This is a genomic window from Vibrio sp. ES.051 (assembly GCF_002563795.1).
In the GTDB taxonomy this organism is placed as follows: domain Bacteria; phylum Pseudomonadota; class Gammaproteobacteria; order Enterobacterales; family Vibrionaceae; genus Vibrio.
The window spans coordinates 593780-609506 of sequence record NZ_PDJL01000005.1 but is presented as its reverse complement, the minus strand read 5'-3'; the positions used below and the strand labels follow the sequence as shown (position 1 = coordinate 609506).

Here is a 15727-nt window from a genome sequence, read left to right as displayed (position 1 = left end):
AATGGTTTGAACAAAGAGCGAGTAATAACGTGTTAAATTGGATTCGTTCTGGCGCCCCTTGGATATGGTTAACAGGAGGCACTGTGAGTATCAGCTTACTCTCCGTGTTAGGCCTGTTATTACTGATTGGTTGGAAAGGCCTGACCTATTTTTGGCCCACGCCACTCTATCAATGGAATGTTGCTGCCCTGACGTCAGTGCAAGGCGAGGTGTTGCATGAAAATACCATCTTGATTGGTCAAGTGTATGAACGCAGTTTTGTCCCTAAGGGTTACTTACCTAAAAGTGCCGCCCAACAGCTAGAGGACGATGAAGATTTCGCCACGCGGCTGAACATCAAAATCGCAAACCGAGAATTATACCCAGCGGATTTTATCTCTGTCCTGCAAATGCAACTGGACGAGCCAACGATGCCCAAAGAATGGGCGGTGATCGAGCGAAGTAGCGGTGGTTATTTTTTCGGTCAGCTGGTGGCGTTTCAGGATGGAGACAAGCTATACACAAGCGATATTCAAGCGGTTTTAAACAAGAAACTTGATGATGCAGAAACGCTGCGCCATGAAATTGATTCGCTGGTCGTCGATAAGCTCAAAGGACTTGGCTGGAAGTTAGAGCAATTGCGGTTAGAAAAACGTAAGCACGAGTTGAATGGTACCCTGACCGAAGATTTTTTAGCGCAAAATCTGACGCAAAAAGAGCAAGTAGAACAAGCGCTCGCGACGCTGGATTTACAACTTGATGGCTTAAGATTGCAGCTATCGGGTTATGCGTTAATCGTGGAAGACATGACCGGCTCTCAGGTATCTATCCCACTCGAAGACATTTTGGACTATTGGTACCCAAACCAAATGTCCTTACTGGATAAGGTCATGCATTGGGGGAAACAAGTCTGGAAGTTTCTTTCGGAAGACCCAAGAGAGTCCAATTCGGAAGGCGGGGTTTTTCCCGCGATATTTGGTACGGTATTCCTAGTACTGATCATGTCGATCATTGTGATGCCGCTTGGCGTGATCGCCGCTATTTATTTACACGAATATGCGAAGAATAACACCCTAACCAGAGTGATCCGTATTGCGGTGATTAACTTGGCGGGCGTTCCGTCGATTGTTTATGGCGTGTTTGGTTTGGGCTTTTTTGTCTATACGATTGGCGGCTCGATTGACAATGTGTTTTATGCAGAGAAGCTGCCCGCGCCAACATTTGGCACTCCGGGCTTACTGTGGTCTGCATTAACGCTCGCGGTGTTGACACTTCCGGTGGTGATTGTCACCACAGAAGAAGGTTTAACACGTATTCCAAGCTCGGTACGTCATGGCTCTTTAGCGCTTGGCGCGACCCAATTTGAAACACTGTGGCGTGTGATTTTACCGATGGCAACACCAGCCATTATCACGGGGTTAATTCTTGCGATTGCCCGCGCGGCGGGAGAAGTGGCGCCATTGATGCTGGTGGGAGTCGTGAAGCTAGCCTCAAGCTTACCAGTCGATGGTCAGTTTCCTTACGTGCATTTGGATAGAAAATTCATGCACTTAGGTTTTCATATTTACGATGTTGGGTTTCAAACCTCGAATATTGAAGCGGCTCGTCCACTGGTGTACGCCACTTCTTTTTTACTCGTGACGGTCATTGTCGGGCTAAACTTAACAGCAATCAGTATTCGTAATAACTTACGCGAAAAATACAGAACGTTAGGACAAGATTAAGTATGTTTAATTTTGATAATACATTAGCTTATGAACCACCATTGGATGTCCATAATCTAACCGATGAACAAACGGCAATCTCGATAGAGAATCTTAATCTGTTCTACGCTCAGACGCAGGCATTGCACGATATTTCAATGCGTATCCCCAAAGGGCGAGTCACTGCATTTATCGGTCCATCAGGGTGTGGTAAATCGACGTTATTGCGCTGTATTAACCGTATGAATGATTTAGTCGAAGGGTGTCGGGTGTCCGGAAAAGTACGCTTGCATGGTAAGAATGTTTATAACTCGAATGTTGATGTGGCGACATTAAGACGAAGAGTCGGGATGGTATTCCAGCGGCCAAACCCATTTCCTAAGTCAATTTATGAGAACGTAGTGTATGGCTTACGCTTACAAGGTGTGAAAAACAGCCGAAGTTTAGATGACGCCGTAGAGCGTTCTTTGCGCTCGGCTGCATTGTGGGATGAAGTCAAAGATCGCTTACACGAGAATGCGTTTGGTTTATCGGGCGGTCAGCAACAACGCTTGGTGATCGCGCGTGCAGTGGCGATTGAGCCAGAAGTTCTGTTATTGGATGAGCCGACATCAGCATTGGATCCAATATCAACTTTAACGATTGAAGAACTTATCAATGAGCTTAAGACTCAATATACTGTGGTGATCGTTACCCATAACATGCAACAAGCCGCAAGGGTCAGTGATCACACAGCATTTATTCATATGGGGAAGCTGATTGAATACTCGGATGCAGATTCGATCTTCACCTCGCCAATGAAGAAAAAAACTGAAGATTACATTACGGGTCGTTACGGTTAAGCCGCGACCAAACACGGAATAAGGAAAACCATGCACTTTGGACGTCACATTTCAGGACAATTTAACGTAGAGCTAGAATCGATTCGGACCCATGTTTTAACCATGGGCGGCTTGGTGGAGCAGCAGCTATCGTATGCTATTCAGGCCTTGCACAAAGAAGATGTCGAGTTAGCGCGTAAGGTTGTGCGTGAGGATCACAAAGTGAATGCGATGGAAGTATCGATAGACGACGCTTGTACCCGCATTATCGCTAAGCGTCAGCCTACAGCAAAAGATTTACGCCTGATCATGGCCATCATCAAAACCATTACTGATCTTGAGCGCATTGGGGATGTTGCGACCCGTATTGCGTACGTTGCAATCGAAAGCCAGTCATCCAAAGAGCGTCAGTTCCAAGTATCACTTGAACCGCTTTGCCATCAGGCGATTCAGATGCTACATCAAGTTTTAGATGCATTTGCACGTATGGATGTTGAAGCTGCGGCCAAGGTACACAAGCTAGACGACAAATTAGATGCAGAGTATGAAGCGGTGATTCGTCAGTTGATGACTTACATGATGGAAGACCCTAAGAATATTCCAAATATTCTTCAAGTTATGTGGTCGGCGCGCGCAATAGAGCGAGTGGGTGATCGTTGCCAAAACATTTGTGAGTACATCATCTATTTTGTCAAAGGTAAGGATGTCAGACACCTCGGCGATCAAAGCATTGATGACGTGTTAAAATAAACGAAGTTGAAGCCAAGCAAAAGACCAGTTTGATGCTGATCTTTTTTGTTTTTAAAACCGAGAGCTAATATTTATCTGGAACAAAAGTCTGATCGTCGACAGGCACCCTTACGTAGCCTTTTTTACTCAGCTTCGGTAACTCAATGGGCGGGTACTCAAGCGCTTGGTAATCAATTTGGTTGAGTAGATGACTGATGCAATTCAAGCGAGCTTTCTTCTTCGAATCTGAGGGGACTACCCACCAAGGACAACTCTTTGTGTCGGTGTAGGCGAACATCTTATCTTTCGCCTCGGAATACTCTATCCAGCGGTGACGCGATTCTAAATCCATAGGGCTGAACTTCCAACGTTTAATAGGAGTATTAATTCGGCCTAGAAAGCGTTTTTCTTGTTCTTCGTCGGAGACAGAAAACCAGTATTTGATAAGAATAATGCCAGAGCGTTGCAGCATACTCTCGAACTCAGGACACGTTTTCAGAAACTCTTCGTATTCATCAGGAGTGCAAAAACCCATGACTTTTTCGACTCCTGCGCGGTTGTACCAGCTGCGATCAAATAAGACGATTTCACCTGCAGATGGCAAGTGCGCCACGTAGCGCTGAAAGTACCACTGCGTTTTTTCTTTTTCCGTCGGTGCTGGCAGTGCTACGACGCGACAAACACGCGGGTTGAGCTTTTCAGTAATGCGCTTTATCACTCCGCCTTTGCCAGCGGCGTCGCGACCTTCGAATAGAACCACTACTTTTAATTTTTTGTGTTTGACCCACTCTTGAAGCTTAACGAGCTCAATCTGCAGTTTTTTGAGTTCTTTCTCGTATTCCTTTTTCTTTAACTTCGACATGTACCTTTCCTTACTCCTTGATAAATAATATGTTAGCTCTCAAAAACAGTGTGCGTGAGGTTATGGTTGCCTATTTGAGAGCGGCGACGACGTCGGCAATGGCTTGTGTACTTGTGATGGGGATTAAAAAATCATCGACATCAGTTGCGCCCATTTTGCTTTGTTCAGCAACAAAGTTCATTTTACTCGGTCGAGTCATTTTCCCTGACAAATGGATTTCTGGAACTTGAGTGGTGTCTACTAACGCACGAACGTTATTTGCATTAACGCCAGCCCCCGCCATGATAGCGATACGACCTTGTGCTTGGCTGACTAACGCTTGCAGTTCATCAATTCCTTGTAGTGCCGAAGGGGCGAGTCCTGAAGTGAGAATGCGTTCGCAGCCCAAACTGATGATCTCTTCCAATGCTGATTGAGCGTTTCGACATTGGTCAAAGGCACGATGGAACGTCACCCCCAGTCCTAATTCCTGTGCAAATTCGCACAGTGCTTTTGAAAACGGTATATGAATATCACCTTCTTGGGAGAGTACACCAAGAACCACGCCGTCTAAGCCTGCTTGGTGAGCGGCTTCAATGTCCCAACGCATCATGTCTATTTCTTCTTCGCGATATAAGAAGTCGCCTTGACGCGGACGAATCATGGCATAAATAGGAACGGTGGAAAGCTTGGCGGCTTGCTGCATAAAGCCATAACTCGGAGTTAAGCCGCCTAAAGCAAGCGAGGAGCAAAGCTCAATACGAGTTGCGCCACTAGCAATGGCGTAGTGCAGAGATTCAATATTATCGATACAGACTTCTATATGGGTAACCACGTTGATTCATCTCGCTAATGTTACAAGTAAGTGTTATGGCTAAGATATTAGCAGGGCTAGTAAGCAGAATCTGTATGGAGAGCAGAGAAATAGAGGTAAATTTTACGCCTAGGCGTTACCTCATTTTTGAGATTTTATTCGAGATAAAAGAAAGCCCATAGCAAGGGCTCTGGGCTTTGATAGGACTTTACTTAGACTGATTGGCGTTTGCGGTTTTCCGCTATAACTTTTTGTTTTATATGCATCCAACCATGACACCCGTTGAGCTAGGGTGAAGGTCTATTATTTTTTGCCTAGGTCTGATGCGTGTTCAGATAGGAACGCTGCAACACCTTTTGGAGATGCGTCCATACCTGCTTTACCTTCTTCCCATTGTGCCGGACATACTTCGCCGTGCTTCTGGTGGAAGTTAAGCGCGTCAACCATGCGTAGCATTTCGTCGATGTTACGGCCTAGTGGTAGGTCGTTAACTACTTGGTGACGTACAAGGCCTTCTTCGTCGATTAGGAAAGAACCACGGAAAGCAACGCCTGCTTCTGGGTGCTCAACGTCGTAAGCTTTACAGATTTCGTGCTTAACGTCAGCAACGAGTGGGTACTTAACTTGACCGATACCGCCATCTTCGATAGCAGTGTTACGCCATGCGTTGTGAGAGAACTGAGAGTCGATAGAAACACCGATCACTTCAACACCTTTAGCTTGGAAATCAGCCAGACGGTTGTCGAATGCGATTAGCTCAGATGGGCAAACGAAAGTGAAATCTAGTGGGTAGAAGAATACGACTGCTTTCTTACCTTTAGTGAACTCTGCAAAGTTGAAGTTTTCAACGATTTCACCGTTACCTAGAACAGCTGCTGCAGTAAAGTCAGGGGCTTGACGACCTACTAGTACCATTTTTTTGCTCCTAAAAAGTATGGTTAGTTCCAAACCGAATTTAGTTGTGTCGGTTTGGTCCGTGTTTGTACGAGACAAACTATAGTACAGATTGTAGTATAGAAAAAAGCGAAATAAATAGATTGAGTTAATCGAAAAAAGCGATAAAACCAAAACTATTATCTCGATCACTGGAACGACGGTATATACAAACAAAATTATGAATAAATGGCCCAGTTTGAAGCAGTTGCACTATTTAGTCACGCTGCATGAAACACGACATTTTAGCGATGCCGCAGAGCGTTGTTTTGTCAGTCAGTCAACTTTAAGTAAAGGTATTCAGAACCTAGAAGAATTGATTGGTTGCCCTTTATATGAAAAGAAAGACAAGAAGAGCCCATTAGTTTTTACCCAAACGGGTGAAATGGTGGTCAAGCAAGGACGCGAGTTATTAGCGAAAGGGCAAGATTTGGTTGAGCTTGGACGCATGTGCCAAGGCGACGAAATGCAAGGGCAGTTAAAAGTGGGATGCATTCCTACGATTGCCCCGTTTTTATTATGTGATCTTGTGCAAGAAATAAACTACCGTTTCCCGCAGCTGAACCTTTTATTAAGAGAAGACACGACGACTAATCTACTGCAAGCGCTCAGACATGGAGAGTTAGATGTGCTCATTTTAGCGCTGCCTGTCGAAATTGATGGTATGGAAAGTCGAGTGGTGGGTAAAGATCCATTTCGGATGGTCATTAGTGCAAATCAAGCTCAATCGGTGCCTGTGCCGATTCGTTACGCTGATTTACCTGACGAATCCGTCTTTTTACTAGAGAAAGAGCATTGCTTAACGGAACACGCGGTATCAGCGTGTAAATTGACGGACAAGGAAAAAATCAATCCGTTTACGGCGACCAGTCTTCATACCTTAGTGCAGATGGTGGCGAATGGCTTAGGGACAACGTTTATTCCTCAAATGGCTATCGATCATGGTTTGCTGCACAATCAGAATTTAGTGGTGATTGATCCCCCAGGGAAACAAGCCTATCGCGAAATTGGCTTAGTTTGGCGCCCGAGTTCATCGCGAACGAAAACATTTAGTCAACTTGCAGAAGTCGTTTCTGAACTACTTTAGCTATTAGTATTAGCTAACACTCTTCCTATATTCCTTCAAAAGTGCACTGTTTTTAGTGCGCTTCTTAGCATTTTATGCTGTTGGTGAACTTTAACTTGTAAAATTTCACAGCTCTTCTTTGATGAAGTTTTCATAAAATAGTGAAATTTCACAATGTTAACTTTACACAATGCCTCATGTGTCTTGTTTAATCCTTGTCTGAATTCATCACGCTAGCCCTTACGAATAAAGGTGTTTCTTTGTGAGTTCATATTCATACGCTCGTTTGAATTGAGAAAGCGAATTTAAAATTAACGTAATTTAATTACGTAATAACATACAAAAAGAGGAGTCTCGATAGCGGTTTTTATCATGCGAATAAAACTTTGAATTTTCTGTTTTGTTGGTGTTGGGGGTTTCGCTAACCTCTGTGTTGATATAGCTTATTTAAAGGCAGATAAGACTTATGTCTAGATTGTAAATGCACTTAAGATTATGCAATCTATCGGCATAGCTAAATGAGTTGAACACAAAGTTGAAGGATGTGATTTGTTGTTCGTAACTTACAAATGTAGCTTTAGGTTGGCAGCCTAAGATTGATAAGCACGTTAAGGATGAATGATTATGCTTGCTCAGACAGAACAAAAAACACAACCATTACCACAGGCCCAAGCGATACTTGAAGTGACCGGAGTTGTAGCGCCTGAACATCAAGTTATTTTCCCTGTTGAAGCCCAAACCTTTTTATCTCTACTGTGTGAAAAATTTGCTAGACGTGTCGAACCGTTGCTAGAAGCACGAGAAGAGAAGCAAGCACGTATCGACGCTGGTGAGTTGCCAGACTTTTTACCTGAGACCCAAGACATTCGTGAAGGGAGTTGGAAGATCCTAGGGATTCCGCCAGATCTGCAAGATCGCAGGGTGGAAATTACAGGCCCGACAGATCGCAAGATGGTGATTAACGCACTGAATGCGAATGTGAAAGTATTCATGGCAGACTTCGAAGATTCAATGTCACCAGCCTGGAGTAAAGTGCTTGATGGACAAGTGAACTTGCGTGATGCCGTTAATGGCGCCATAAGCTACACCAATCCTGGCAATGGCAAGCATTATCAGCTGGAAGACGATCCAGCGGTGTTGATCTGCCGTGTTCGCGGCCTTCATTTAAAAGAAAAACACGTTACGTGGCACGGTCAGATCATTCCAGGGGCGCTGTTTGATTTCGCTCTTTATTTTTATAATAACTACAAAGCGTTACTGGAAAAAAACAGCGGTCCATATTTTTACATTCCTAAACTTCAGTCGCACCATGAAGCCAAATGGTGGAGCGAAGTTTTCCATTTCACGGAAGATTATTTTGGTCTTGATACCGGTACGATCAAAGCCACGGTTCTTATCGAAACGCTACCGGCCGTATTCGAAATGGATGAGATTTTGTTCTCGCTTAAAGAGCACATTGTTGGATTGAACTGCGGTCGCTGGGATTACATCTTTAGTTATATCAAAACACTGAAAAAACATTCAGACCGTGTGCTGCCAGATCGTCAAGTCGTGACCATGGATAAGCCGTTCTTAAATGCTTACTCGCGATTACTGGTGCGTACTTGTCATAAGCGTGGTGCCTTTGCGATGGGAGGAATGGCCGCCTTTATCCCATCCAAAGATCCGCAAGAGAATCAAAAAGTATTAGATAAGATCCAGACCGACAAGTTATTAGAAGCAAACAACGGCCATGATGGTACGTGGGTAGCACACCCTGGCTTGGCAGATATTGCAATGGAAGTGTTTAGTGCAGTACTTGGCGAACGCACTAATCAATTAGATGTGAGTCGCTCAGAGGATGCCGCTATCACCGCAGCTGAATTACTCGAGCCATGTGAAGGCGAGCGCACCGAGACAGGCATGCGCCACAATATTCGTGTTGCGCTGCAATACATCGAAGCTTGGATTTCAGGAAATGGTTGTGTGCCGATTTATGGTTTGATGGAAGACGCAGCAACGGCAGAAATATCACGCGCTTCGATTTGGCAATGGATTCAGCATGGTAAATCGCTCGACAACGGTCAACAAGTTACCAAAGCCTTGTTTGAAACCTACTTAAAAGAAGAAATTGAAGTCGTCAAACAAGAAGTTGGAGAAGAGCGTTATCAAGCAGGTCGCTTTGAAGAAGCAGCGCAATTAATGGCGAAGCTAACTACTAGCGACGAACTGACCAACTTCTTAACCATTCCAGGTTATGACTACCTAGACTAGAAATTTCGATAGTAATACTCATCATAACGTGAAGAACTTTCAAGGCAGAGAGGGATGTACTGCCTGAGAACGGAAACTCAACGCACGCAAAAAAGTGCAAATTATAAAGAGGGATAGACCAATGACATTGACTCGCCGCCAACAAATTGAAGCTCTGGAAAAAGACTGGGCAACCAACCCACGCTGGAAAAACGTTAAACGTACTTATACGGCTGAAGAAGTAGTAGAACTGCGTGGTTCGATGATACCAGCAAACACAATTGCACAACGTGGTGCCGATAAGTTGTGGTCACTGGTCAACGGCAGTGCGAAAAAAGGTTACGTAAACTGCCTAGGTGCATTAACAGGTGGTCAAGCGGTTCAACAAGCGAAGGCTGGCATCGAAGCGATTTACTTATCCGGCTGGCAAGTTGCTGCGGATAACAATACCGCTTCAACTATGTACCCTGACCAATCTCTGTACCCAGTAGACTCTGTTCCGTCTGTGGTTAAGCGTATCAACAACTCTTTCCGTCGTGCTGACCAAATCCAGTGGTCTGCAGGTAAATCTCCTGAAGAGGGCGGCATCGATTATTTCTTACCTATCGTTGCCGATGCGGAAGCTGGCTTTGGCGGTGTGCTCAATGCTTACGAGCTCATGAAGTCGATGATTGAAGCGGGAGCCGCAGGTGTCCACTTTGAAGATCAACTTGCGTCTGTTAAAAAGTGTGGTCACATGGGCGGTAAGGTATTGGTTCCAACACAAGAGGCGGTGCAAAAACTGGTTGCGGCTCGTTTGGCAGCCGACGTAGCGGGCACTACAACGCTCGTTATCGCTCGCACCGACGCGAACGCAGCAGATCTGATCACGTCAGACTGTGACCCTTACGACAAAGACTTTATTGAAGGTGAGCGCACGGCAGAAGGTTTTTACCGCGTACGTGCTGGCATTGACCAAGCAATTTCTCGCGGCTTAGCGTACGCGCCATATGCCGATCTCATATGGTGTGAGACGGCAACACCTTGTCTCGAAGAGGCACGTAAATTCGCAGAAGCGATACATGCAGAGTACCCTGATCAATTACTGGCGTATAACTGCTCACCATCGTTTAACTGGGAAAAAAACTTGGATGCAGAGACCATTGCTAAGTTCCAGCAGGAATTGGCAAACATGGGTTATAAGTATCAGTTCATTACGCTAGCAGGTATTCACAACATGTGGTTCAACATGTTTGAATTGGCACACGCTTATGCTCAAGGTGAAGGCATGCGTCATTACGTTGAAAAAGTTCAACGCCCTGAATTCCAAGCGGCCAATAAAGGTTACACTTTCGTGGCGCACCAGCAGGAAGTGGGGACGGGGTACTTCGACAAAATGACTAACACCATCCAAGGTGGTCAGTCTTCCGTTACTGCATTAACGGGGTCTACTGAAGAAGACCAGTTCTAATTAACATCGACCCCCTTTCTTAACCAGCGTCAGTAATGACATTTGAGCGGCAACTCAGCCGCTCTTTTTTGGTTTTTTCTCGTGTGTTTTTCTTAAACTATCCCAGAAAACTGATTCACTGCGTTCGGTCTTATTCTTCGGGTTCGATTTCTTCCGGCTCCACTTCTTCTTGCAGTTCTAACAAGTTAATCGCAATCGTCACAAAGTCGCTATCGGTGATAATCCCCACTAACCGACCTTTAGTTACTATTGGTAAACAGCCCACTTTATGTTTTTGCATATAAATGGCGCTCTCTTTGAGTCCTGCGATGGGGTCGGCAGTCATGATGTTGGTGTGCATCATTTCGTAGAGAGGGGTATCTAGAGTAAAAGATTGTTCTGCCTCATCTGGGTGCAAGCTGGATTCTTGAGCTGCAAGAATGTCGCGTTGAGTCACCAAGCCTTGTAAATGATTATTGGCATCAACAACCGGAATATGTCGAATATCGAGCGCGTCCATCATGCTTTTTGCATCATGTAAAGTATGCGTGCGTAACAAGGTATGAGGGTTGCGTGTCATCATGTCTTCTACCTTGATCATAGAGACCTCCAGCGGCATTGTTCTTTATTTAAATATAGAGAATATTTCACCGTATATCTGGGAGCTAACTCGTTTTTCATCAATTAAATAGTTTAATACGATGGCATGTCTTTTTTACGGCGCCATAATCGACAATTTATACTTTTGTTAATTTAAAAGCAGCTGTTTTGTGTGCGAGGCAGTTGGCACTTTTTATGGGTAATAAATGAGCCTAAAAATTTAATCCAATGAATTGAATCGCACATTTTTACTTGCTTGATTCTCCTCGTTAAGCCTCTAGACGAAGATATAATTAGGCTTACTAGATCTGAAGATAACTATGTACAAGAAATTAATCGCGATAGCAGTCGTGGCATTCAGTGTGCAATCAGCACAGGCAATTATATTGGGTACAGAAGAGACCGATCCGGTGGATCGTGTGACATTGCGAGTTAGTAACATGGCTGATTTCCCATCGTGTGGCGGAACCATGTTAGCTGAGCAATGGGTACTAACAGCGGCCCATTGTGTTGTGATGGGCGAGGGAACCAATGAAGCAAGCTACTATGTGACAGCGCCGGGCGAACTGTCGATCACGGCGAACGTTTATGATTTGAACGCTGCAAGTCTAGATAACTTTTATGCGGTTTCTCATGTTGTGGTTCATCCCGATTACACCCGTATTTCTAAAGCCAAAACCGATAGCAATGGTAACGTCCAATCGATTCAAACTGGCTTAGATTCAGATATTGCACTTTTATATTTAACGCGCCCAGTTGCAAATGCCAGATTTGCTGAATTAGCCACAAAGGTCGAGATGGAAAGCATTGAAGCACGTCTTGCTGCTGATTGGAACGACAATGACTTGACCAATCAGCGTGTAGATAACGTGCAAGTCTTTGGGTGGGGAACAACCAAGCCTGACGCATCAGAATCATCTAATACGTTAAAAACGACCATCAGTAGTTTTCTTCCTATCGACAAATGTTATGAGCGTTTAGAAATTGGCAGTCGTTTCCCAGGGGTTATTAATTCGCGTGAAAATCAAACTAAGATTTGTACCCTGCCTACTAAGAACCAAGTGCTTGAACCGGACAGCAATACTCAATATGGTAACTCCGCATGTAAAGGCGATAGTGGAGGTCCGCTCTTGGATGTTGCTACGGGCAAACAGATTGGTATTGTTAGCGGCGCGCCTTTAATTCTGCCAACATGTGGCTCACTGACCATCCCAAGTTTTTATACCAAAGTGAGCCATTATTATGGTTGGGTGCAGTCTTATATTAAGGCTGATGTTCCGCCGAGTGATTATATCATTGAACCAAACTTCATTAGAGATGCCAATCAGGGAAGCGATGAAAGCGATGAAAGCGATGGTGGAGGGGGCTGTTACGATGGCATTGCCACCAACAACTGCAACTTCTCGGGCTCAGAAGACGATGGTGGTAGTATCGGTGTTTGGTTGTTGGGGTTATTAGCCACTCTGGGGTGGTTGCGTAGACGCGATAGCTAGATTCACCTCAGTGTTAAGAAAAACGAAAAGCAGCGAACTTCGCTGCTTTTTTGTTTGTATATATTCTGAACATTTCACGTTTTATTACACTCTTAATAAAAGCTTTTACAGTCAATGTTGGGGGATTAGCTTGCTATTGCAGCATGTAAACATATACTAGTCTGCTGCGAAAAACTCGTCGCAATTTTATTGTCGCTTTAGACGTAATTTTATCAATATATAAGACAAGTAGCATGCAAGTATCAGATTTCCACTTCGACCTTCCAGATGAACTTATCGCTCGTTACCCTCAACCAGAGCGTACCGCGAGTCGACTATTGCTACTGGATGGCAACACCGGAGAAATAATGGATGGCACGTTTACCGATGTACTAGACCAAGTTCAACCCGGTGACCTAGTGGTTTTCAATAATACCCGTGTTATTCCTGCACGTATGTTTGGCCGTAAGGAATCGGGCGGCAAGCTAGAAGTGCTGGTGGAGCGGATGCTTGATGAAAAAAGTATCCTTGCGCATGTTCGCTGCTCTAAATCACCCAAGCCAGGTAGCACTATTCTTGTGGGCGAGAACGATGAATATTCAGCCGAAATGGTGGCGCGTCATGATGCTCTATTTGAGCTGAAATTCAATTCTGATAAGACGGTTCTAGAGATTTTGGAAGAAATCGGCCACATGCCATTACCTCCATATATCGATCGCCCAGATGAAGACTCAGATAAAGAGCGTTATCAAACGGTTTATAACCAAAAACCAGGCGCCGTAGCCGCGCCGACAGCAGGTTTGCACTTTGATGATGTTCTACTTGAGCAGATCAAAGCCAAAGGGGCTGAGTTTGCTTACGTGACGCTGCACGTTGGTGCGGGTACATTCCAGCCAGTAAAAGTAGAAAACATCAACGATCACCATATGCACGCTGAGTACGTAGAAGTACCGCAAGAAGTCGTCGAAGCAATTAAAACGACGAAAGCACGAGGTGGTCGCATTATTGCTGTTGGTACGACATCGGTACGCTCACTTGAAAGCGCTGCACAAGATGCATTGAAGAAAGGCACCGAGCTCGTGCCATTTTTTGGTGATACCGAAATCTTTATTTTCCCAGGTTACGAATACCAGTTGGTGGATTGCTTGATCACTAACTTTCACCTACCAGAATCAACATTGATCATGTTGGTGAGTGCATTTGCAGGTTATGAGAACACCATGAATGCTTATAAGCATGCGGTAGAAAACAAATATCGCTTTTTCTCATATGGTGATTCAATGTTCATCAAGAAGAAAACGATTTAGTAAAAAATAAGATTTACGAGTGCTAGCAGTAAGCTAGGAAATAGAGCAGAACCTCTGCTTTGTCTCTCGCAAGGAAAAGCGACCGCTCCTTAAAGTAGGGTAGAGCCCTAAACACTCAGTCAGACTGTTTCTCTGACACCCGGAGGCATCGTGAAATTAAAATTTGATCTTAAGAAGAAAAACGGCAATGCGCGTCGTGGTCAATTGACCTTTGAGCGTGGCACTGTTCAAACTCCTGCGTTTATGCCAGTTGGTACTTACGGTACGGTTAAAGGCATGACCCCTGAAGAAGTGAAAGGCACGGGTGCGGAAATCCTGTTAGGTAACACGTTTCACCTTTGGCTGCGTCCAGGTCAAGAAGTCATGAAAATGCACGGCGACCTGCACGATTTCATGAACTGGCATGGTCCTATTCTTACTGATTCAGGCGGTTTCCAAGTATTCAGCCTTGGTAAGATGCGTACTATTACCGAGCAAGGCGTTCATTTCCGTAATCCGGTAAATGGTGACAAGATTTTCATGGACGCAGAAAAGTCGATGGAAATTCAAAAAGACCTCGGTTCTGACATCGTCATGATTTTTGACGAGTGTACGCCATACCCAGCGACACACGATGAAGCGAAGAAATCGATGGAGATGTCGTTACGTTGGGCACAGCGCTCACGTGATCACTTCGAGAAGCTAGAAAACCCGAACAACCTGTTTGGTATTGTTCAAGGTGGTGTTTACGAAGATCTACGTGATGTGTCGGTAAAAGGTCTAACGGAAATCGGTTTTGACGGTTACGCGGTTGGTGGTTTGGCAGTCGGCGAACCTAAAGAAGACATGCACCGTATTCTTGAGCACACTTGTCCGCAGCTTCCAGAAGACAAGCCTCGCTACCTAATGGGCGTGGGTAAACCAGAAGACTTGGTTGAAGGTGTTCGCCGCGGTATCGACATGTTTGACTGTGTCATGCCAACGCGTAACGCGCGTAATGGTCACCTGTTTGTGACTGGTGGTGTGATCAAGATCCGTAATGCGAAACATAAAACGGATACAACGCCTCTCGATCCACACTGTGACTGTTACACTTGTCAAAACTACAGCAAGTCGTACCTTCATCACCTAGAACGTTGTAATGAAATCCTAGGTGCGCGCCTGAACACAATCCATAATCTGCGTTACTACCAGCGTTTGATGGAAAGCATTCGTCAGGCGATTGATGAAGACCGTTTCGATGAGTTTGTACAAGAGTTTTATGCACGCCGTGACCGCGAAGTGCCACCACTAAGCAAAGCTTAAAAGAATTAAAGCCTTTGGCATGTCGCCAGAGGCTTTTGCGAATGAAGTAGGCTAACGTAAGTTATTTTTGAGAGAGTGATCTCTATTCATTACTTTCAAACTTGAATCTAGAATGCGAAAGCCCAACTTGTTGGATTATTAAATAAAATATAATGAGGATGTTTTAATGTTTATTTCTCAGGCTCACGCAGCAGCAGAAGGCGCGCCAGCAGGCGGCGGTTTTGAAATGCTTATCATGCTTGGCATGTTCGCAGTGATCTTTTACTTCATGATTTACCGCCCACAAGCAAAACGTGTTAAAGAGCACAAGAGCCTTATGGCTTCTATGGGTAAAGGCGACGAAGTTTTAACCAGCGGTGGTCTGGTGGGTAAAATCACTAAGATTGCTGAAGATAATGACTACATTTCAATTGAGCTTAACGCGAACAATGAAGTCGTCATCAAGAAAGACTTCATCACTGCAGTGTTACCAAAAGGTACGCTTAAGTCTCTATAAAACAGCTAAAGGATCCTCGCT

13 protein-coding genes and 2 pseudogenes are annotated in these 15727 nt (G+C 44.7%); 11 read left to right on the top strand and 4 right to left on the bottom strand.

The genetic code is table 11. The features are described 5' to 3' along the window. Positions 1–29: 29 nt before the first annotated feature. The 4 genes and pseudogenes from ATG66_RS21215 to phoU all read left to right on the top strand — a co-directional run. Positions 30–474: pseudogene (locus tag ATG66_RS21215) on the top strand (phosphate ABC transporter permease PstA); the annotation flags it as partial. Between the two features lie 260 nt (positions 475–734). Beyond that, positions 735–1703 (top strand): annotated as a pseudogene (pstA, locus tag ATG66_RS21210) (phosphate ABC transporter permease PstA); the annotation flags it as partial. A 2-nt stretch (positions 1704–1705) separates the two neighbouring features. Continuing rightward, positions 1706–2524, top strand: coding sequence for a phosphate ABC transporter ATP-binding protein PstB (pstB, locus tag ATG66_RS17030; protein WP_098416410.1), 819 nt, complete (start codon positions 1706–1708; stop codon positions 2522–2524). Between the two features lie 30 nt (positions 2525–2554). Continuing rightward, positions 2555–3253: a phosphate signaling complex protein PhoU gene (phoU, locus tag ATG66_RS17025; RefSeq protein ID WP_098416409.1), complete on the top strand. Its 699-nt coding sequence runs from the start codon at positions 2555–2557 to the stop codon at positions 3251–3253. A gap of 64 nt (positions 3254–3317) precedes the next feature. Here the strand turns inward: phoU and ppk2 are convergent, their stop codons facing one another. From ppk2 to ATG66_RS17010, 3 genes are all read right to left on the bottom strand, one after another. Beyond that, the gene (gene ppk2, locus ATG66_RS17020; protein WP_098416408.1) at positions 3318–4094 is read right to left on the bottom strand and encodes a polyphosphate kinase 2; all 777 of its coding nucleotides are present in this window, start codon (positions 4092–4094) and stop codon (positions 3318–3320) included. 70 nt (positions 4095–4164) lie between these two features. Further along, entirely contained in the window at positions 4165–4908 is a 744-nt protein-coding gene (locus tag ATG66_RS17015) for a copper homeostasis protein CutC (protein WP_098416407.1), read from the bottom strand. 282 nt (positions 4909–5190) lie between these two features. Next, positions 5191–5802 carry a peroxiredoxin C gene (locus ATG66_RS17010; protein ID WP_098416406.1) on the bottom strand — a complete coding sequence of 204 codons (612 nt, stop codon included), beginning with the start codon at positions 5800–5802 and terminating at the stop codon, positions 5191–5193. Positions 5803–6001: 199 nt separating this feature from the next. On the opposite strand from ATG66_RS17010, the gene ATG66_RS17005 reads away from it, so the two are divergent. From ATG66_RS17005 to aceA, 3 genes are all read left to right on the top strand, one after another. Then, entirely contained in the window at positions 6002–6907 is a 906-nt protein-coding gene (locus tag ATG66_RS17005; RefSeq protein WP_098416405.1) for a hydrogen peroxide-inducible genes activator, read from the top strand. A gap of 603 nt (positions 6908–7510) precedes the next feature. Continuing rightward, entirely contained in the window at positions 7511–9139 is a 1629-nt protein-coding gene (gene aceB, locus ATG66_RS16995) for a malate synthase A (RefSeq protein ID WP_179885713.1), read from the top strand. Positions 9140–9260: 121 nt separating this feature from the next. Beyond that, the gene (aceA, locus tag ATG66_RS16990; protein WP_098416402.1) at positions 9261–10568 is read left to right on the top strand and encodes an isocitrate lyase; all 1308 of its coding nucleotides are present in this window, start codon (positions 9261–9263) and stop codon (positions 10566–10568) included. Positions 10569–10698: 130 nt separating this feature from the next. On the opposite strand, the gene ATG66_RS16985 is transcribed toward aceA, so the two are convergent. Beyond that, positions 10699–11148 carry a CBS domain-containing protein gene (locus ATG66_RS16985; RefSeq protein ID WP_098416401.1) on the bottom strand — a complete coding sequence of 150 codons (450 nt, stop codon included), beginning with the start codon at positions 11146–11148 and terminating at the stop codon, positions 10699–10701. A 319-nt stretch (positions 11149–11467) separates the two neighbouring features. On the opposite strand from ATG66_RS16985, the gene ATG66_RS16980 reads away from it, so the two are divergent. The 4 genes from ATG66_RS16980 to yajC all read left to right on the top strand — a co-directional run bounded on the left by ATG66_RS16980 (position 11468) and on the right by yajC (position 15706). Continuing rightward, on the top strand, positions 11468–12640 hold the full coding sequence (locus ATG66_RS16980; protein ID WP_098416400.1) for a trypsin-like serine protease: 1173 nt from the start codon (positions 11468–11470) through the stop codon (positions 12638–12640). 233 nt (positions 12641–12873) lie between these two features. Beyond that, complete coding sequence (queA, locus tag ATG66_RS16975; protein ID WP_098416399.1) at positions 12874–13926, top strand: tRNA preQ1(34) S-adenosylmethionine ribosyltransferase-isomerase QueA; 1053 nt, start codon at positions 12874–12876, stop codon at positions 13924–13926. A gap of 150 nt (positions 13927–14076) precedes the next feature. Beyond that, on the top strand, positions 14077–15210 hold the full coding sequence (gene tgt / locus ATG66_RS16970) for a tRNA guanosine(34) transglycosylase Tgt (RefSeq protein ID WP_098416398.1): 1134 nt from the start codon (positions 14077–14079) through the stop codon (positions 15208–15210). A 166-nt stretch (positions 15211–15376) separates the two neighbouring features. After that, a complete protein-coding gene (gene yajC, locus ATG66_RS16965) occupies positions 15377–15706 on the top strand; it encodes a preprotein translocase subunit YajC (protein WP_098416397.1) in 330 nt (109 codons plus the stop codon). Positions 15707–15727 lie beyond the last annotated feature (21 nt).

Coding starts and splice junctions, on each gene's coding strand:
- yajC (WP_098416397.1), top strand. CDS start 15,377: ATGTTTATTTCTCAGGCTCACGCAGCAGCAGAAGGCGCGCCAGCAGGC.
- ATG66_RS16980 (WP_098416400.1), top strand. CDS start 11,468: ATGTACAAGAAATTAATCGCGATAGCAGTCGTGGCATTCAGTGTGCAA.
- pstB (WP_098416410.1), top strand. CDS start 1,706: ATGTTTAATTTTGATAATACATTAGCTTATGAACCACCATTGGATGTC.
- ATG66_RS17010 (WP_098416406.1), bottom strand. CDS start 5,802: ATGGTACTAGTAGGTCGTCAAGCCCCTGACTTTACTGCAGCAGCTGTT.
- aceB (WP_179885713.1), top strand. CDS start 7,511: ATGCTTGCTCAGACAGAACAAAAAACACAACCATTACCACAGGCCCAA.
- aceA (WP_098416402.1), top strand. CDS start 9,261: ATGACATTGACTCGCCGCCAACAAATTGAAGCTCTGGAAAAAGACTGG.
- ATG66_RS17005 (WP_098416405.1), top strand. CDS start 6,002: ATGAATAAATGGCCCAGTTTGAAGCAGTTGCACTATTTAGTCACGCTG.
- ppk2 (WP_098416408.1), bottom strand. CDS start 4,094: ATGTCGAAGTTAAAGAAAAAGGAATACGAGAAAGAACTCAAAAAACTG.
- ATG66_RS16985 (WP_098416401.1), bottom strand. CDS start 11,148: ATGATCAAGGTAGAAGACATGATGACACGCAACCCTCATACCTTGTTA.
- phoU (WP_098416409.1), top strand. CDS start 2,555: ATGCACTTTGGACGTCACATTTCAGGACAATTTAACGTAGAGCTAGAA.
- queA (WP_098416399.1), top strand. CDS start 12,874: ATGCAAGTATCAGATTTCCACTTCGACCTTCCAGATGAACTTATCGCT.